A 17,794-nucleotide genomic window follows, 5' to 3' on the forward strand; every position below is an offset into this window, starting at 1 on the left:
TGTCCCGTCCGCCCGCGTTTTGCCCCCCTTGGCCCGTCAACCCCGTCTGCCGGGCTGTTTCGGGGCGGCGAATTCGACAAATGCAGCCTCGCCTCTGGTGAACGCCGGTAAATGCCCAGGATGTGAAATCGTGTGGCTGCATTTGTCGTCTAACTCCGACTGCTCGGGCCGTGATTGTGCCGCGTGGTGCGGGTGGGGCGCACGTGGTTGGGGTGCAGGTGGCTGCGTTGAGGCGGGGCGCGTGTGATTGCGGGAGGGGGTGCGGGTGGCTGCGTTGGGGCGGGGCGCGTGTGATTGCGGGTGGAGGGTGCGGGTGGCCGTGGCATGGATGCGGGGGGTTGCCGTCGCCGGGAGCTGCCTCGGCGCCGCTTCTTCGGTCCGCGCGCGCCGGCCGCTTTTGCTTGACGACGGCCCGTCTGAACGTCGAAGCGTCGTAAAGCAACTGCGAAGCCGGAACGCGACGGCGGCGCGGAAAGGACGGGGTGGGGCAGAAGGGATGCGAAGGTGGGGTAGAAGAGGCGCGAAAGGGAACGGGGAGGCGACGCGGGAGGGGCGGGGCAGACGGTGCGGTGCGGCGGGGCGATGTGCTTGCTGGGGCAATTGTTTCGCCTGTTGTCACGCGAGGTACATGCCTACACGTATCCTGGGAGGGTGGCGCGCGCGTTCTGCGGCAAAACTGCCGCCCGCGCGCTCGCGAAGCAACGCGAGTGATAGGGGAAGTTGAGCGATGGCCAAGGTCCTGTTCAACCTCGGCAGGTGGTCCTACCTGCACAAATGGACGGTCATCATCGCATGGGTGCTGATCCTCTGCGGTGTCGGCGGTGCGGCCGGCGCATTCCAAAAGGGATTCGACGACCAGTTCTCGATCCCCGGCATGCCGTCGTCGATCGCCTCCCACATGATCGAGGACAAGTTCCCCAACGAAATCAACCCCATCCGCGAACAAACCGTCTACGTCGTGTTCGCCGCCCCCGAAGGCGAAAAACTCGAAGACCCCGGGAACATGGAAGCCGCCGACGCCGTCGTCGCCTCCATCAAGGACAACATCGACCAACTCACCGCCGACCAGATGCTCGTCAACCCGGTGCGGCTCAACCCCGAACTGCAACGCACCATCATCGACGTCGGCACCAGCTCCGGCCTGCCGGAAAACGTCGCCAAGGCCGACGCCCACGCACTGCGCATGCTGTCCGAAGACGGCCGCTACGGCATCTCCCAATTCGCCTTCGACGTCCGCGTCCCCAAGGACATCACCCCCGAAAACCGCCAGGCCCTGTTCGACGCCATGCAAATCGGCCGCGACGCCGGGCTGCAGGTCGAAGCGATGGGCCCCGGCATGATGGACCCCGTGGCCGTCAGCGCCACGTCGGAGATCATCGGCATCTCGGTCGCGGCGGCGGTGCTGATCGTGACGTTCGGCTCCCTCGTCGCCGCAGGCCTGCCGCTGATCACAGCCGTCGTCGGCATCGCGATCGGCTCGCTGCTCGTCGTGTTCATGACGTCGTTCACCACCGTCAACTCCATCACCCCGGTGCTGGCGGTCATGATCGGCCTGGCCGTCGGCATCGACTACGCCCTGTTCATCCTGTCGCGCTACCGGTCCGAACGAGCCCGCGGGCTGACGAGAGCCGACGCCGTCGGCATGGCCACGGGCACGGCCGGTTCATCCGTCGTGTTCGCCGGCCTGACGGTCATCGTGGCGTTGGCGGCGCTGGTGCTGGCGAAGGTGCCGTTCCTGTCGCTGATGGGCATTTCCGCGGCGATCACCGTCGGCATCGCGGTGATCATTTCGCTGACGCTGCTGCCGGCGCTGATGGCGCTGTTCGGGGAGAAGATTTTCGCGGTGAAGATCCCGGGCATCGCGGGCAACCCGCTCAAGGGCAGCCGCCGCCCGCTGTTCGGGGGCAAGACGATGGGCCGCAGGTGGGTCGAGGCGATCCACAAGTCGCCGGGCCTGTTCCTGGTCGGCGCGGTCGGCATTTTGGTGGCGCTGTCGGTGCCGGCGGCGAACCTGCAGTTGGCGTTGCCGTCGGACTCGACGTCGCCGTACGGGTCGACGCAGCGCAATGCGATCGAGTTGGCGGCGGAGGGCTTCGGCCCGGGCCGTAATGCGCAGATGCTGATCGTCGCCGACGCGGATGACGTCAATCCGAATGCGGCGGTGCTGCAGCCGGTGGCGCGGGGTCTGATGTCGGGCGATCCGTCGATGTCGCCGGAGGATGCGGCGCGGAAGGCGGCGTTCAGTTACGCGTTGGATCATTTCAAGAACAACGTCGACGTTGAGCACGTGCAGATGATCGGCATGAACGAGGACGGCACGGGCGTGCAGATGATGCTCACGCCGAAGGCCGGCCCGCTTGATTCGGAGACGGGGTCGCTGATTGCGGCGTTGCGTGCGCAGCAGAATCAGATCGAGGAGGCCACGGGCCTGGTCACGGGCGTGACGGGGCTGATCCCGATTGAGCAGGACATCACGCAGCGGTTGTCGGATGCGATGCCGGTGTACCTGTCGGTGGTCATCGGCCTGGCGATCGTGCTGCTGTTGCTGGTGTTCCGTTCGTTGGTGGTGCCGTTGACGGCGGGGCTGGGCTTCCTGTTGTCGGTTGGTGCGGCGTTCGGCGTGACGGTGCTGTTCTGGCAGGAGGGCCTGTGGGATCTGGTGCATACGCCGGGGCCGCTGGTCAGTTTCATTCCGATTTTCATGATCGGCGTGACGTTCGGTTTGGCGATGGACTATCAGGTGTTCCTGGTGTCGCGGATGCGGGAGCATTACACGCATTCGAAGGGGGTGTCGCGGCCGGGTTCGCGGTACAACGCGGTGGAGGAGTCGGTCATCGAGGGCTTCTCGTTGGGGGCGCGTGTGGTGACGGCGGCGGCGATCATCATGATCGCGGTGTTCGTGGCGTTCATCGGGCAGCCGTTGGCGTTCGTGAAGGTGTTCGGTTTCGCGTTGGGTGCGGCGGTGTTGTTCGATGCGTTCCTGGTGCGGATGACGTTGATTCCGGCGTCGATGTTCCTGTTGGGGCGTGCGACGTGGTGGATGCCGAAGTGGCTGGATCGGGTTTTGCCGTCGGTGGATGTCGAGGGTTCGGCGTTGGAGTCGAAGGCGGATGAGCTCGCGGCGGCGGGCAAGGCGGAGCGTGAGGCGGCGGCTTCGTCGCTTGACGACGGTTCGTCGGATTCCGGGGCGGCGAAGGGCCGCAAGCGGCGGAAGGGCCGCAAGGGCGGCAAAAACGGCAAGGATGCCAAGGACGCCAAGGGAACCGAAGCCGCCAAGGGGACCGAAGCCGCCAAGGGTGCCGGGGCGCTCGGCGGTGGTTCGGTCATCGGCGGTGCGGCCGCCGCGGCGCTGTCGCCGACGTTCCGGGAGCCGGCGCGGTCCACGGATGATGAGGCGACGACCGAGTTCCCGCTCGTCGACGCCGAACTCGTCGAGGAGCCGAAGGGCCGCACGATCCGTGGCCCGGAGGTGCCGGTGACCTCGAAGCCGGAGTCGCAGCCGGAGCCGCACCGCACCCCGTTCAGCAGCCCCTACGCGGAGCGTCGTCTCAAGCGGGAGGAGGAGCGGGCCGCCCGTCTGAAGCGGGAGGCCGAGGAGAAGGAGGAGAAGGCGGCCGTCGAGCGAAGCGCGCAGCGGGTGTCGTGGCCGCCGCAGCAGCCCGCCGCGCCCGCCGGGCCGGTAGAGCCAGCCGAGTCGGCCGGGCCGGCCGAGCCAGCCGCGCCCGCCGAGCCGACCGAGCCCGCCGACGATTCGATCTCGGTCCAGGACCTCATCAAGCGCGAGGGCGGCCGCTCCCGCCCGCGCCGCCGCCGGGCCCTGTGGGACCCGCGCGACTACGACGAACTCGACGGAGACGACTGACCCCGCCTCCGGCACCACCACATCACCGGCTGGGGCGCCCCCACACCGCGCCCCGGCCGCCGACGCCCGACCGGAACCCCGGCCGGGCCCGCGACTTTTCGAGGAGACCACCCCGTGACGGATTCAACGGCGAACGAGAAGAACTTCACCGTCGTCAAGCAGATGGACGGCGAGCCGGGGCGAGCCGGAATCATCCGCACCCCGCACGGGGACGTGGAAACCCCCGCGTTCATTCCCGTCGGCACCAAGGCGACGGTGAAAACGCTGACGCCCGAACAGATCCGGGCAACCGGCGCGCAGGCCGTGCTGTCCAACGCCTACCACCTGTACCTGCAGCCCGGCCCCGACATCGTCGAAGCCGCAGGCGGCCTGACGCGGTTCGAGAACTGGCACGGCCCCACGTTCACCGACTCCGGCGGATTCCAGGTGATGAGCCTCGGCGTCGGCTTCCGCAAGACCCTCGCCATGGACGTCACCGGCCTGCAAAACGACGACATCGTCGCCCCCGGCAAGGAACGCAACGCCTTCGTCGACGAGGAGGGCGTCACCTTCCGCAGCCACATCGACGGCAGCTCGCACCGCTTCACGCCCGAGGTGTCCATGGGCATCCAGCACCAGCTCGGGGCGGACATCATTTTCGCGTTCGACGAACTGACCACCCTGATGAACACCCGCCAATACCAGGAGGCCTCCGTCGAGCGGACGCACCGCTGGGCGAAACGCTGTCTCGACGAGCACGAACGACTGACGCGCGAACGCAACCAGGTGCCGGGTCCGGTGGGCGACCTCGCCGAGGGGGAGCGGCCGCTGCAGCAGCTTTTCGGCGTCGTGCAGGGGGCCCAGTACGAGGATCTGCGGCGCCGTGCCGCGCGGGGGTTGGTGTCGCTTTCCGACGACGCCGAAGCCGCCGGGAAACTCGGCTTCGCCGGATACGGGATCGGAGGGGCGCTGGAAAAGCAGCGCCTGGGCGAGATCTGCCGGTGGGTCACCGACGAGCTGCCCGAGGACCGGCCGCGCCACCTGCTGGGAATTTCGGAGCCGGACGACATTTTCGCCGCCGTCGCCGCCGGCGCGGACACCTTCGACTGCGTCGCCCCGACCAGGCTGGCGCGCCGCGGCGGCGTGTACACCCTGGACGGGAAGATCACGCTGACGAACGCGCGGTTCAAGACCGACTTCGGGCCCATCGATCCGGAGGTGGAGTCGTACACGTCGCTGAACTACTCGCGCGCGTACATCCACCACCTGCTCAAGGCGAAGGAGTACCTGGCGAGCACGCTGTGCACCATCCACAACGTGCACTTCATGGTGAAGCTGGTGGAGAACATCCGGGCGTCGATCCTCGACGGGACGTTCGACGAGTACCGCGACGAGTTCCTCGGCCGGTACTACGCCGGGAAGAAAAAGTAGCGGCGGGGCGGCCGCGGATGGCCGCCCCGCCGGGGATTACCGCAGGGGCCGGGGGGGGTTTAGGCGGCCGCCGACACGTCGTAGTAGCCCTCGCGCTTCTTCACCCAGGCGATGACCTGGTACGTCACGGGCAGAACCACGACCTCCACGCCGGTCTTCCACAGGAAACCGACGATGACGAAGTTGATGAAGTCACCCCACGTGGAGATGCCGATCGCCGACGCCGCGATGGAGCAGAAGATGAGGGTGTCGGCGAACTCGCCGACCACCGTCGAACCGATCAGACGCATCCACAGCGACTTCTCGCCCGTCCGACGCTTGATGGCCGTCAACGACCACGCGTTGAGCAGCTGCCCGACGAGGTAACCCGCCAGGCCCGCCAGCACCAGCTGCGGGACGGTGCCCAGGACGGTCTCGAACGCCTCCTGGTTTTCGTAGAAGCCCGCCGGAGGCAGGTTGATGGCGATGAAGAAGCTGGCCATGCCGATGGCCAGCACCGCGAAGCCCGTGTACACGGCGCGGCGGGTGGCGCGGAAACCGTACACCTCCGACAGTACGTCGCCGATGATGTAGCTCAGCGGGAAAAGGAAAAACGCACCGTCGGTGACCAGGCCGAACAATTCGACGCCCTTGGTGGCGGTGATGTTCGAGATCAGCAGGATGCCCGTGAAGATGCCCACCAGGATGGGGTACATCGACCGCTGCACGGGAACGTGGCGCGGCGCATCGGCCTCGATGGCGTCGACGTATTTCGAGGCGGAGCCGGCCTTCGCGGCGGCGCCTGCTGCGGTGCTGGTCTTGTCGGTGCGGGGGGAGTTCGTGGGCGTGAACGCGGGGGTCGCGGCAGCGCCCGGCCCAGAACCGTGGGCCGGAGATTCGGAATTGGTCATGGGGCGTGAGTCTAATGCCCCGCCGCGCCACGACCGCATCCGAGCAGCGGAAAACGGCCGGTGGCCCCGCCTAGTTCGCGGCGTCGCCCGTACGCGGGTCGATTGCAACCGGGGCGGCGTCGACCAAAGCACGCAACTCCGACTGTGCCTTGTGGAGAATGCCGACCACCTCATCGACGTCCTTCGGATGTCGACCGTTGAGCAGCGGGTACGCGTCGCCCCACGTGTAATCGGTGGGCACCGTCTTCGCCTGCACCGTCACCAGCGCCTCGCGCAGCACCGCGATCGCGCCGATCAACGCCCGCGGCCCCGGGGTGAAGCCCATCACCAGCGACGGCTTGCCCATCAGCACGCCCGAACCCATCGGGCGGGAGCACCAGTCGATGGCGTTCGTGATCACCGCCGGCGCCGTGTGGTTGTACTCCGGGGTGATGATCACCAGCCCATCCGCGTCACGCACCGCGGCCCGCAGCTCGCGGACGATCTCCGGCTCCTGGCCCGGAACGTCGAGGTCCTCGTCGTAAAACGGAACGTCGCGCAGGCGGTCGAAGACGGCGGCGGTGTCGCCCTCCGGCAGATGGTGGATGAAAGCCTCCGCCAACTGACGGTTGGTCGAGGCCTTGCGGAGGGACCCCACGAAAATGACGTAGTTGCTCATGCGCCAACGATACCGCCGGACACCCGCCGCCGACACCACGGATTCGCGGCCGGAGGCGACGAGACGGGCGTCGTAAAGCAACCCCTTACCTAGGCTGGAAAACATGCACGCCGCCGCCGACACCCCCGCCCGCCCCTACGTCGGGCGATACGCGCCATCGCCGACCGGCCACCTCCACCTGGGGAACCTGCGCACCGCCGTCATCGCATGGGCGCGCGCCCGCGCCGCCGGCGGCCGATTCCTCGTGCGCATCGAAGACATCGACCGCCAACGATCCCGCCCCGAATACGAGGCCCGCCAACTCGCCGACCTCGCCGCCATCGGCCTCGACTGGGACGACGAACCCGTCCGCCAATCCGACCGCCACCCGCTTTACGACGACGCAATCCGCCGCCTGCCCACATACCCCTGCTACTGCTCCCGCAAGGACATCCAACGCGAACTCGCCGAAATCGGCGGCGCACCCCACGGCGCCCCCGGCGCATACCCCGGGACCTGCCGCGACCTGACCGACGACCAGCGGGCCGACAAAGCCGCAGCACTCGCCGCCGACGGGCGCGGACCATCCCTGCGACTGCGCTCCGACGTGCGCGAATGGACCGCCCGCGACGCCCTGCACGGCACCATCGCCGGCGACGTCGACGACATGGTGCTGCGACGCGCCGACGGAATGTGGGCCTACAACCTCGCCGTCGTCGTCGACGACGCCGACCAGGGCGTCACCGAAATCGTGCGCGGCGACGACCTGCTGAGCTCCGCGCCCCGGCAGGCGCACCTCGCGCATCTGCTCGGCGTGCCCGAGCCGATGTACGCGCATGTGCCGCTCGTCGTCAGCGCCGAGGGGCGGCGGCTGGCCAAACGCGACGGCGATGTGACGCTGCGCGACATCACCGCCGAGCAGGCGAAACGGTGGATCATCGAGTCGTTGCGGGCGGGGGCGGGCGTTGCGGGCGCGGGCGGTGCGGAAGCCTTGCGCGAGGATGCCGCCGGTGTGGGCGCTGACGCAGCTGGTGCGGGGGCGGGCGGTGCGGGCGCAGATGTTTTCGCCGAGGTCGACGACATCGCCGACCTGCCGGAGGTCTTCGACCTGATGGCGATTCCTCGGGAGCGCGTCGTCTTTCGCTGATCGGCCGTTATCCCGGTTCGCCCCCGCTGCTCACCCCCGCGTCCGCCCCCGGCCCGCCTTCCCAGCCCACGGCGTTAGACGACAAATGCAGCCTCGCGATTTCGCGTCCTGGGATTATACCAGCGTTCACCTGGCGTGAGGCTGCATTTGTCGAATTCGGGGGGGGATCCTCGCGCTGCGAAAACCTCCCGCGCGTGCCACGCTTCCCGTCATGGGGGAATCAGGGGAAAATTCAGGCATTCATCCAGCCGGTTCACGGTCCGATGCAACGGGGCCGGTCAACGCCACAAGGAAGCCCGGCGCCACGGGACCGGCCGACGCAACCGAGCCGACGCTGACCCGCGCCGACGTGCTCCGGCTGATGTCGGAACGCGACCTCCGGCGCGCGGTCGACAACGGTTGGATCACGCGGGTGCGCCGCGGCGTGTACCGGTTGAACGTCACCATGCTCCAGCTGCGCATGCACCTCATCGCCGCCCGCGCCCCGGAAGCGGTGTTTGCGCTGCTCATCGCCGCCCACGCATGGGGTCTGCGGAAAACCGTCCCCCGCGACCTCGACGTTTACGTCGCCCGCACCAGGCGGGGCGTGCGCGGGGCGAGGGCGCATCGTCGTAAAGCATTGCGGTACGTCCAACGCGACGGTTTCCGCTTTACGACGCTCACCGAAACCCTCGCCGACCTGGTCGACGTATGGGGCCCGGGGATCGTGGCCAACGTCGTGGACCGGCGGTATCCCACACTGGCGGGGCGGGCCGAACTCATCGCCGAAGCAGCGGAACTGCCGGCCGGAAAACGCGGCAAAATCCTGCCGATCCTCGAATGGGCGCCCGACCACGCCTACTCCCGCATTGAAGCCCGGATCGCGCGGGCGCTGCAACTGCGCGGCGTCGACATCGAACTCAACGTGCGCATCGGCGCGCACACCTGGGACATCGTGCACCACGGCGCGCGGCTGGTGATCGAATTCGACTCGCTGAAATACCACCTGGACAAATGGGCGTTCCGCGAGGATCGCGCGCGGCAAAACGCGCTGATCAGGTTGGATTACGCGATCTTGCGGTACTCGGACTCCGACGTCGACCTGCGTTTCGACGAAATGATCGACGAAATCTGCGACACCATCGCCTGGCGGCTCGGCGGGACGCGGACGCGATCGGCCTGGGACAAGTTCCCCTGCTCCGAGGTGTACGGGTGGCGCGAGATCGCCGCCGAGGAGGGGCCGTGGCGCTGAGGCGTGGGTGTGTGATGCGGCGGGTCGGTGCGGGGCGTGTGAGGCGGGCCGGTGGTGAGGCGACGGAGTGTGTGAGGCGGAGGGGTGCCGTGAGGGGGCCGCGCGGAGTTAGACGACAAATGCAGCCTCTCGATTTCGACTCCTGGGGTTATACCGGCGTTCACCCGGCGTGAGGCTGCATTTGTCGACTAAGTCGTGGATGCGGCGGGTGGCGTGCGGGGCGTCGAGCGCGCTGCGGGGCGTGCGGGCCGTGGCTAGCCTGGGGCCATGAACGCCACGAACGACCCCGAGACGACCGACGCCAACGGCGCCGACGCCACCCACGGCGCACCAGAAAGCGGGCCGACGCTGCTGGTCGTGCACCACTCGCCGACCCCACTGCTCCGGGCCGTCCGCGACGCCGCACTCGACGGCGCCCGCCACCCCGACATCGAGGGAGTCAACGTCCGCGTCGTCGAAGCCCTCGACGCCACCGCCGCCGACGTTCTCGCCGCCGACGCATACCTGCTGGGCACGTCGGCGAACTTCGGCTACATCTCCGGAGCGCTGAAGCACTTCTTCGACTCGACGTTCGCCGAGGTCAACGCGGCCACCGAAGCCGGGGAGATCCCCAAGGGCCGGCCGGTGTCGTGGTGGATCCGCGGCGGCCACGACGTCACCGGCGCCGCGAAGGCCATCCGCTCCCTGACCACCGGCTTCGGGTGGGAAATCGCGGCGGAACCCGTCGAATTCGTCGGCGCCCCCGACGACGCGATGAACGAACGGCTGCTCGAACTCGGCGGCACGATGGCCGCGCTGCTGATGGACGCCGCCGGCACAGACCAGGAGGCACCCCGATGAGCGCGCCCTTCGCCACCACCACCGGCTACGGAGACCTCTACGACGATCCGGCCGAGGCGGTGGACCGGCTGATCGAGATCTACGACGCGAACACGGCGTACCTGGTGGATCGCTACGCGAAGGCCTGCGCGGACGTCGCGGGCGGCGGCGACGCCCCTGCGCCGGTGACGGCGTGCTACCCGGAGCTGCGATTCACGGTGGACGTGGTGGAGGGCGTCGACGCGGCGCTGTCCCATGGTTTCGTCGACCGCGCGGGCACGTACGCGACGACGATCGCCCGGCCGCGGCTTTTCGCCCGCTACCTGCGGGGGCAGATCGCGGACCTGCTGGCCAACCACGGCGGCCAGATCGAGGTCCGCGTTTCGGACACGCCGATTCCGCTGCGCTTGACGCCGACGTTCGACGACGCGGCGCCGGTCGAGGGCCTCGACGCGGCTGATTTGGCGGCGATCGACCGTGGTTTCACGCCGGTGGATTCGGCGTTCGTCGACGACGTCATCGCGGATGGCGAGGCGGATTTCCTGTCGCTGCCGGTCAAGCCGCTGAGTCTGTTCGCCGCGCCGCGCGTGGATCTGGCGTTGCAGCGGCTGGAGCATTACACGGGTTCGAATGCGGGGCACATCCAGCGTTTCGTGTTGTTCACCAACTATCAGCTGCACACGGACGTTTTCCTGGAGTATGCGGCGTCGCTTGCGGCGGACGGCGTCGCGGGCGCCCCCGGTGGGGATGTCTTGGCCGAGGAGGAGGGGACGTCGTCAAGCCCGTACGTGCGGTTGGTCTGCCCGGGTGACGTGTCGTTTCCGATCGGGCGGGTGCCGGCGCCGGCGGAGTGTCGGGCGCATGCGTCGTCGGCGCAGATGCCGGCGTACCACCTGGTGCGGGAGGACGGGCTGGGCGTGACGATCATCGACATCGGCGTCGGCCCGTCGAATGCGAAGACGATCACGGATTGCCTGGCGGTGCTGCGGCCGCATTGCTGGATGATGGTGGGCCATTGCGCCGGGTTGGACGGCCGGATGCGCATCGGCGACATGATCCTGGCCAACGGCTACGACCGGTCGGATGGGGTGTTGGATCATTTGGTGCCGTTGGAGAAGCCGATTCCGCCGATCGCGGAGGTGCAGATGGCGGTGACGGCGGCGTTGCGGCGGGTGTCGGGCCTGGATGGCGATGAGCTGCGCAAGCGGTTGCGGACGGGCACGGTGTTGTCGACGTCGGATCGCAATTGGGAGTGGCGGGCGCAGTCGGACATTTACCGGGAGCTGCAGAAGTCGACGGCGATCGGGGTGGAGATGGAGTCGGCGACGATTGCGGCGAACGGGTATCGCTTCCGGGTGCCGTATGGGGCGTTGTTGAGCGTGTCGGATATGCCGTTGCATGATCAGCCGAAGTTGCCGAAGGCGGCGCGTGCGTTTTATCAGGCGTCGAAGGTGGAGCATTTGATGACGGCGGTTCGGGCGTGCGAGGCGATGTCGGCGAATCCGGGGGAGTTGCATTCGCGGAAGTTGCGCAGGCCGGTGGGGGAGGTGGCGTTCCGGTAGTCGGTGGCGGTCGCGCGTTCGGGGGTGCGCGTGTCGGGAGTGCGGGCCTGTTGGGGGCGGGCATTTTTGCTTGACGACGGTCGGTCGCCGCGCGGTTCGGCGTGGCGGTAGCGGCGACCGATTCGCCCTTGCGACATACCCCCAGTGGGTATAACGTCGGCTGTGTGCACGTGAGTGCATTCGATGGATGCGGCCGTCGACGCGCGGCCGGGAATGGGAGATCAAGCATGAGCATCAAGGCCAACTACATCGTCACGGGCATGACCTGCGGACACTGCGAGGCGTCGGTGAAGGAGGAGGTCGGCGAGGTCGCGGGAGTCACCGCGGTCGAGGTCGATCGCGCCAACGACGCGATGACCGTGATCTCCGACGAGTCGGTCGACCCGGCCGCCGTCATCGCCGCCGTGGAGGAGGCGGGCTACGAGGCTCGTCCGGCCGGGGCATGAGCCCCGCGGTTCGTCTTGGCGCGTATGCGCTGATTCTGGCGGTGGTGTTCGTCCTCGCCTACGTCCTCGCGGGCGTATTCGTACCCGAGGGCGTCGTCGAGGCGTGGCTGGATTCCGCGGCGACGAACACCCACGCGCACTGACACCCACGCGTACTGACACCCACCCTCATTAACGCCGCCGCGCCCCTTGCCAGCCGGTCGGGGCGCGCGGCAATCGGCAACCGGCAACAAGGAAGTGAATCGATGTCGACGCCCACGGACACCGCGGGTCGGCAGTTTGATCTCGATGTCGGCGGCATGACCTGTGCGTCGTGCGCGAACCGCGTCGAACGCAAGCTCAACAAACTCGACGGCGTCACCGCGACCGTCAACTACGCCACCGAAAAGGCGCACGTCACGGTGCCCGAGGGGTTCGATCCGCAGCAACTGATCGACACCATCGACGCCGCCGGCTACTCCGCCACGCTGCCGCCCCCGCCGCAACCCGAGGGTGGCGGCGGGCAACCGGGAGACGGGGCGTCGTCAAGCAATGCGGGGCAGACCGCCGCGGACCGTGAGCTGGAGGCCCTGCGCAACCGGCTGATCGGGTCGGCGGTGCTGTCGGTGCCGGTGATCCTGATCTCGATGTTCCCGGTGCTGCAGTTCACGAACTGGCAGTGGCTGGCGTTGACGCTGACCGCGCCGGTGGTGGTGTGGGCCGGCTGGCCGTTCCACCGCGCGACGTGGAAGAACCTGCGTCTCGGCGAGGCGACGATGGACACGCTGATCACCGTCGGCACGGTGTCGGCGTTCGCGTGGTCGCTGTACGCGCTGTTCCTGGGCACCGCGGGCACGCCGGGGCTCAAGCACGAGTTCACGTTGTCCGTCGCGCCGACGGATGGGGCGGCGAACGTGTATCTCGAAGTCGCCGCGGGCGTGATCATGTTCGTGCTGGGCGGTCGGTACTTCGAGAAACGCGCCAAGCACCGCGCCGGCGACGCGTTGCGCGCGATGCTGGACCTCGGCGCCAAGGACGTGCGTTTGCTTGACGACGCCGGCGAAAGGCTCGTTCCGGCGTCGACGCTGAAGGTGGGGGACCGTTTCGTGGTGCGGCCCGGCGAGAAGATCGCCACGGACGGGCGGGTCGTCGAAGGGGGATCGGCGGTCGACGAGTCGATGCTCACCGGCGAGTCGGTGCCGGTGGAGGTGCGCGTCGGCGACGACGTCACCGGTGCGACGGTCAACGCGTCGGGGCGGTTGGTCGTGGAGGCCACGCGCGTCGGCGCGGACACGCAGCTGGCGCAGATGGCGAAGCTGGTGGAGGCCGCGCAGTCGGGGAAGGCCGAGGTCCAGCGTTTGGCGGACCGGATTTCCGGAGTGTTCGTGCCCGTGGTCATCGCGATTGCGGTGGCGACGCTCGGCGCGTGGCTGGGGGCGGGTTTCCCGCCGTCGGCGGCGTTCACCGCGGCGGTGGCGGTGCTGATCATCGCGTGCCCGTGCGCCCTGGGCCTGGCGACGCCGACCGCGCTGCTGGTGGGCACCGGCCGGGGCGCGCAGATGGGCGTGCTGCTGAAGGGGCCGGAGGTCCTGGAGTCGACGCGGCGCGTGGACACCATCGTGCTGGACAAGACCGGCACGGTGACCAGCGGAGACATGGCGTTGGTCGAGGCGTGGGCCGGCGAGGGCGTCGACCGGGCCGAGTTGTTGCGCCGCGCCGGGGCGGTGGAGTCCGCGTCGGAGCATCCCATCGCGCGGGCCATCGCCGACGGTGCGCGGGCGGAGTTGGCCGGCGCGTCGCCCGTAGTGGGCGGGAATCTGCTGGTCGACGGCGGCGACGATCGGCCGTCGCTGCCGCCGGTGGCGGATTTCGTCAATCTGCCGGGCCGCGGCGTGCGGGCGAGCGTGCGCACCTCCGACGGGCCGGTGGAGGTGACCGTCGGGCGCAATCTCGGTGAGATGCCCGCCGACTTGGCCGAGCGTTTCGACGCCGCCGTGTCCGCCGGTCGCACCGCCGTGACCGTCGCGTGGGAGGGCGACATCCGCGGTGTGCTGGTCGTGTCCGATCAGGTGAAGCCGACGTCGGCGAAGGCGATTGCCGAACTTCGCGGGCTTGGACTGGAACCGGTGCTGCTGACGGGCGACAATGAGGTCGTCGCAAAGCATGTCGCCGATGAGGTGGGCATCGACGACATTCGTGCGGAGGTCATGCCCGCCGACAAGGTCGACGTGGTCAAGGAGCTGCAGGCCGAGGGACGGGTCGTCGCGATGGTCGGCGACGGCGTCAACGATGCGGCGGCCCTCGCGCAGGCCGACCTGGGCCTGGCGATGGGCACCGGCACCGACGCCGCGATCCAGGCGTCCGACGTGACGCTCGTGCGCGGCGACCTCATGGCCGCCGTCGACGCGGTGCGGCTGGCGCGACGGACGCTGGCCACGATCAAGGGAAACCTGTTCTGGGCGTTCGCCTACAACGTGGCGGCGATTCCGCTGGCGGCGCTGGGGCTGCTCAACCCGATGCTGGCGGGCGCGGCGATGGCGTTTTCGTCGGTGTTCGTGGTGTCCAACAGTCTGCGGCTGAAGGGCTTCCGCAGCAAGGCGGAGCATGTCGGTGATGGTGCCGCCGAGCATGTCGGTGATGGTGCCGCCGAGCGTGCCGACGACGGCCCCGCGGATCGCGTGAAGGAAGGGGTCTAGATGTCCGACGGAATCGAATGCTGCGGCGGTGACGCCGATGCCGGCGACTGCGGGTGTCACGCGCACCACGGGTACATCAGCGACAAGAAGCGCTACCTCGCGCGGCTCAAGCGCATCGAGGGGCAGGTCCGCGGCGTGCATCGGATGATCGACGAGGAGGAGTACTGCATCGACATCCTCACGCAGATCTCCGCGCTGAGCTCGGCGTTGAAGTCGGTGTCGCTGGCGCTGCTGGAGGACCACATGCGCCACTGCGTCGTCTCCGCCGCGCAGAGCGGTGGCGACGAGCTGGAGGTCAAGCTCCGGGAGGCCAACGACGCCATCCGCCGCCTGGCCAAATAGTCGGCCGCGCCGGGCGAACGGGGCGTAGGCCTCCGCGGCGGGGCGGCAGCATCCGGGGCGGGTACGGCCACTGACCCGGGGCGCTGGCCAGGGATTTTGTGGAAACTGGACCCCTTGGGTAATCTTCGACGCGGAGGATTCGCCTAGCGGCCTATGGCGCTCGCCTGGAACGCGAGTTGGGAGCAATCCCTCAGGGGTTCAAATCCCCTATCCTCCGCCAAAGAAAGCCCCCTGGTCCTGTGACCAGGGGGGCTTTCGCTATTCGGAGTGGGCGGGTTCGCGGATGAGGCGGGGCACGATCTTCACCATGATCACCATCGCCACCAGTTCCACCATCGTTTGCGTGACGACGGCCAGCGCCGCGATTTCCAACCCCTCGGGCAGGGACAGGGCCAACGGCAACACGACGAGGGAATTGCGCGTCACCGCGGAAAAGGCGACCGCGCGGACGGCCGGCACGTCGAGGCGCGCGAACTTCGCCGACGCGACGCCCAGCCCCAGGGCGATGGGCACGTAGGCGGCGTACAGCGGCACCAACCGCGCGAGATCCCCGAAACGCGACGTCACGTCGGCGATCTGCGAGGCGATGACCAACGCGAGCACCGCCATCATCAACGGCACCATCGCCGCGGCCATGACATCCTCCACGGTGCGCGCGACATGGCGGACGCCTCCGGGAGGGGCGGCGGGGACGTCGTCAAGCGAAACGACCCTGCCGCTGGCGGCCTGCACCACCGCCGCAGCCGTCAGCGGCACCAGGATGAGAAACGCGAACGACGTGATGAACGGGCCCGGATCGAGGAACCCCTCCAGCGCCTCGCCGGCGAAAAGCTGGCCCGGGCCGACGAACATCAGCAGGTACACCGGCAACGACACCATCTGCAACAACAGCAGCAACGGCGTCGCCGCCAGCAACCGCGCCCGCGCCCCGCCCGCCAGCCCCGTGAACGGAATGACGTAATCGATGCACGGCGCCAACAACACCAGCAGCATGCCGATGAGCAGCCCCCGGTCATCCTGGACGAACCTGGACAGGCCGAACACCACCCACGGCGTGACGAAGAAATTCACGCCCACGATCGCCGCACCGAAGCGAATGTCGCCGAACGCGCGGCCGATGCGGGTGATCGGCACCGACAGGAACGTGGCGAACAGCAGCAACCCCAACGTCGGCGTGGTCCACCACGCCAACGCCGCCGGCAGGCCCGGCAACCCGACGCGCTCCGCGCCGAGGCCGATGGCCGCGCCGACGGCGATGGCCGCGAAATACAGCGGCACCTGGTTGTCGTCCCACCACTGCGGCACGGACCGGCCGCGGCGCACTCCGGGGTTCGTCACGACGCCTCCCTTCGCGCGGTGTGCCGCCCCGCCGCAAACGCGGCGGAACCCGTCCCCACCGAATCTAGTGAAGGACGGGCTCCGGCGCGGATGCGCGAGCTTCCGCGGAGGTGACGCCGGGCAACGGCCGTGCAGCCGGTCAGCGCAGGTTGTCGGCCATGATGCGACCCATGGCGCGCGAACCCTCCAGCGTCGGGTGCAGCTTCATGTTGTGGTCGCTGGTCTGGTCGTAGATGCCGGAGACGTAACGCTGCGAATCCGGGGCGGCGCAGGTGCCGTGGCCGACGGTGGCGGCCTTCATATCCACGAACCGGATGCCGTTGGCCGCGGCGGCGTTGCGGATCGACGACTGCAGGCCGGTTTCGACGGCGGCGATGCCCGGCAGCATGATCGGCGACGGCTGGTTCGGAGTGACGTTGATCAGGCAGACGTTGTCGCCCGCGCCGAGCTCCGGGTAGCCGGCCATGACGATCTCGGCGTTGGGGGCGGCCTCCTGCACGCGACGCTTCATGTCGGCGATGGTGGCGTGGTAGCCGCTGGGCAAGGACCCCGCGACACCCGCGACGTGCGTGCCGGTGTCGACCCACTGCAGCACGTCGAGGCCGCCGTACATGACGGCGACCTTGCGGGTGCCCGGACCGAGATCACCGTTGGCGATGGCTGCGGTCACCGAGTTGATCAGGTCCAGGTAGGGGACGCGGCCGGTGCCGTTGCAGGAGTAGTCGGCCAGCGGCACGTCGAGGATGCCGGCGGCGACGCGCGGCCAGTTCTCGGGGTCCTGCGGGCAACCGCCGGGGCCGTGGACGGGGGCGCGGGAGCCGCTGTTCGGGGCCGTGCCCGCGATGATGTGGCCGGCGGGCAGCGTCGGATTGGCCGCGAAGGAGTCGCCGAAGACGACGAGCTCCGTGCCCGCCGGGTTGGCGTCGGCGGTGGGCGCCGCGACCGTGGCGCCGGCTGCGACGAGGCCGGTGGCGCAGGCGGCGGTGGCGAGGGCGATGGTGGAGCGGCGCAGCCCGGACAGGCGCGCGCGAAGGCTGAGGCTCATGGGCAATAAGTCTCGGTTCTATAACGACGGCTGTCAATCATGTTTCGCTTTCGGGGGCCAAAGCCGCCGACGGCGCGGGGTTGGCGCCGTCGGCACCGACTGGGTTATGGTGTGGGCCGGACCCCATGCGGCGTCCATCTCGTGAACTCCCCCAGGGCAGGAATGCAGCAAGGGTCAGCGGGCTCTGGCGGGTGCGTGGGGTCCCCTCATGTCTTGGGGCATGTCTCGGGGCCCATGTCTTGGGGTTTCGGCCGCTGCGCCCGGGGGAGGCGTCGTCAAGCACAACGACGGCAGGGCACCCGCGACGGCCACGATGCAGCGTCACGCCGTTGTGCTCTATTCTTTCCGTTGACAACTGCACCGGTCCACGGTGGCCGTCATCCCGGGCGG

At 68.8% G+C, this 17,794-nt stretch carries 13 protein-coding genes, 1 tRNA gene, 1 other RNA gene and 1 pseudogene; 12 read left to right on the forward strand and 4 right to left on the reverse strand.

Annotation, left to right across the window (positions count from 1 at the left end; genetic code table 11):
* Nucleotides 1-727 precede the first annotated feature (727 nt).
* Both CFREN_RS00610 and tgt read left to right on the forward strand, forming a co-directional pair.
* Nucleotides 728-3,130, forward strand: a pseudogene (locus tag CFREN_RS00610) (MMPL family transporter); the annotation flags it as partial.
* An 894-nt stretch (nt 3,131-4,024) separates the two neighbouring features.
* Complete coding sequence (tgt, locus tag CFREN_RS00615) at nt 4,025-5,272, forward strand: tRNA guanosine(34) transglycosylase Tgt (protein ID WP_217124664.1); 1,248 nt, start codon at nt 4,025-4,027, stop codon at nt 5,270-5,272.
* Between the two features lie 59 nt (nt 5,273-5,331).
* Here the strand turns inward: tgt and CFREN_RS00620 are convergent, their stop codons facing one another.
* Both CFREN_RS00620 and CFREN_RS00625 read right to left on the reverse strand, forming a co-directional pair.
* Nucleotides 5,332-6,162 (reverse strand): queuosine precursor transporter, encoded by an 831-nt coding sequence (locus CFREN_RS00620; RefSeq protein ID WP_209654392.1) that lies wholly within the window; start codon nt 6,160-6,162, stop codon nt 5,332-5,334.
* Between the two features lie 70 nt (nt 6,163-6,232).
* Nucleotides 6,233-6,820 (reverse strand): NADPH-dependent FMN reductase, encoded by a 588-nt coding sequence (locus CFREN_RS00625; protein WP_209654390.1) that lies wholly within the window; start codon nt 6,818-6,820, stop codon nt 6,233-6,235.
* 103 nt (nt 6,821-6,923) lie between these two features.
* On the opposite strand from CFREN_RS00625, the gene gluQRS reads away from it, so the two are divergent.
* From gluQRS to CFREN_RS00670, 9 genes are all read left to right on the forward strand, one after another.
* Nucleotides 6,924-7,946, forward strand: coding sequence for a tRNA glutamyl-Q(34) synthetase GluQRS (gene gluQRS, locus CFREN_RS00630; RefSeq protein WP_209654388.1), 1,023 nt, complete (start codon nt 6,924-6,926; stop codon nt 7,944-7,946).
* A gap of 361 nt (nt 7,947-8,307) precedes the next feature.
* Nucleotides 8,308-9,177 (forward strand): type IV toxin-antitoxin system AbiEi family antitoxin domain-containing protein, encoded by an 870-nt coding sequence (locus tag CFREN_RS00635; RefSeq protein ID WP_070520136.1) that lies wholly within the window; start codon nt 8,308-8,310, stop codon nt 9,175-9,177.
* A 267-nt stretch (nt 9,178-9,444) separates the two neighbouring features.
* Nucleotides 9,445-10,017 carry a flavodoxin family protein gene (locus tag CFREN_RS00640; RefSeq protein ID WP_224371048.1) on the forward strand — a complete coding sequence of 191 codons (573 nt, stop codon included), beginning with the start codon at nt 9,445-9,447 and terminating at the stop codon, nt 10,015-10,017.
* Nucleotides 10,014-11,558: an AMP nucleosidase gene (locus tag CFREN_RS00645; protein WP_209654386.1), complete on the forward strand. Its 1,545-nt coding sequence runs from the start codon at nt 10,014-10,016 to the stop codon at nt 11,556-11,558. Before CFREN_RS00640 ends, CFREN_RS00645 begins: the two co-directional genes overlap by 4 nt.
* 227 nt (nt 11,559-11,785) lie before the next feature.
* The gene (locus tag CFREN_RS00650; RefSeq protein ID WP_070520130.1) at nt 11,786-12,004 is read left to right on the forward strand and encodes a heavy-metal-associated domain-containing protein; all 219 of its coding nucleotides are present in this window, start codon (nt 11,786-11,788) and stop codon (nt 12,002-12,004) included.
* Nucleotides 12,001-12,147 carry a hypothetical protein gene (locus CFREN_RS00655; RefSeq protein WP_168161366.1) on the forward strand — a complete coding sequence of 49 codons (147 nt, stop codon included), beginning with the start codon at nt 12,001-12,003 and terminating at the stop codon, nt 12,145-12,147. Before CFREN_RS00650 ends, CFREN_RS00655 begins: the two co-directional genes overlap by 4 nt.
* A 102-nt stretch (nt 12,148-12,249) precedes the next feature.
* A complete protein-coding gene (locus CFREN_RS00660) occupies nt 12,250-14,679 on the forward strand; it encodes a heavy metal translocating P-type ATPase (protein WP_209654384.1) in 2,430 nt (809 codons plus the stop codon).
* Nucleotides 14,680-15,021 carry a metal-sensitive transcriptional regulator gene (locus CFREN_RS00665; protein ID WP_209654382.1) on the forward strand — a complete coding sequence of 114 codons (342 nt, stop codon included), beginning with the start codon at nt 14,680-14,682 and terminating at the stop codon, nt 15,019-15,021. It abuts the gene before it with no gap.
* A 132-nt stretch (nt 15,022-15,153) separates the two neighbouring features.
* Nucleotides 15,154-15,241: transfer RNA gene (locus CFREN_RS00670), tRNA-Ser, on the forward strand.
* A 38-nt stretch (nt 15,242-15,279) separates the two neighbouring features.
* Here the strand turns inward: CFREN_RS00670 and CFREN_RS00675 are convergent.
* Nucleotides 15,280-16,359 carry an arsenic resistance protein gene (locus CFREN_RS00675; protein ID WP_246580157.1) on the reverse strand — a complete coding sequence of 360 codons (1,080 nt, stop codon included), beginning with the start codon at nt 16,357-16,359 and terminating at the stop codon, nt 15,280-15,282.
* A gap of 139 nt (nt 16,360-16,498) precedes the next feature.
* Nucleotides 16,499-17,404 carry a GDSL-type esterase/lipase family protein gene (locus tag CFREN_RS00680; RefSeq protein ID WP_209654380.1) on the reverse strand — a complete coding sequence of 302 codons (906 nt, stop codon included), beginning with the start codon at nt 17,402-17,404 and terminating at the stop codon, nt 16,499-16,501.
* Nucleotides 17,405-17,519: 115 nt separating this feature from the next.
* On the opposite strand from CFREN_RS00680, the gene ffs reads away from it, so the two are divergent.
* An RNA gene (ffs, locus tag CFREN_RS00685) (signal recognition particle sRNA small type) lies at nt 17,520-17,614 on the forward strand.
* The last annotated feature ends 180 nt before the right edge of the window (nt 17,615-17,794 follow it).

The organism is Corynebacterium freneyi (genome assembly GCF_030408835.1).
Classification (GTDB): Bacteria; Actinomycetota; Actinomycetes; order Mycobacteriales; family Mycobacteriaceae; genus Corynebacterium; species Corynebacterium freneyi.

Coding starts and splice junctions, on each gene's coding strand:
- tgt (WP_217124664.1), top strand. CDS start 4,025: ATGGACGGCGAGCCGGGGCGAGCCGGAATCATCCGCACCCCGCACGGG.
- CFREN_RS00620 (WP_209654392.1), bottom strand. CDS start 6,162: ATGACCAATTCCGAATCTCCGGCCCACGGTTCTGGGCCGGGCGCTGCC.
- CFREN_RS00625 (WP_209654390.1), bottom strand. CDS start 6,820: ATGAGCAACTACGTCATTTTCGTGGGGTCCCTCCGCAAGGCCTCGACC.
- gluQRS (WP_209654388.1), top strand. CDS start 6,924: ATGCACGCCGCCGCCGACACCCCCGCCCGCCCCTACGTCGGGCGATAC.
- CFREN_RS00635 (WP_070520136.1), top strand. CDS start 8,308: ATGTCGGAACGCGACCTCCGGCGCGCGGTCGACAACGGTTGGATCACG.
- CFREN_RS00640 (WP_224371048.1), top strand. CDS start 9,445: ATGAACGCCACGAACGACCCCGAGACGACCGACGCCAACGGCGCCGAC.
- CFREN_RS00645 (WP_209654386.1), top strand. CDS start 10,014: ATGAGCGCGCCCTTCGCCACCACCACCGGCTACGGAGACCTCTACGAC.
- CFREN_RS00650 (WP_070520130.1), top strand. CDS start 11,786: ATGAGCATCAAGGCCAACTACATCGTCACGGGCATGACCTGCGGACAC.
- CFREN_RS00655 (WP_168161366.1), top strand. CDS start 12,001: ATGAGCCCCGCGGTTCGTCTTGGCGCGTATGCGCTGATTCTGGCGGTG.
- CFREN_RS00660 (WP_209654384.1), top strand. CDS start 12,250: ATGTCGACGCCCACGGACACCGCGGGTCGGCAGTTTGATCTCGATGTC.
- CFREN_RS00665 (WP_209654382.1), top strand. CDS start 14,680: ATGTCCGACGGAATCGAATGCTGCGGCGGTGACGCCGATGCCGGCGAC.
- CFREN_RS00680 (WP_209654380.1), bottom strand. CDS start 17,404: ATGAGCCTCAGCCTTCGCGCGCGCCTGTCCGGGCTGCGCCGCTCCACC.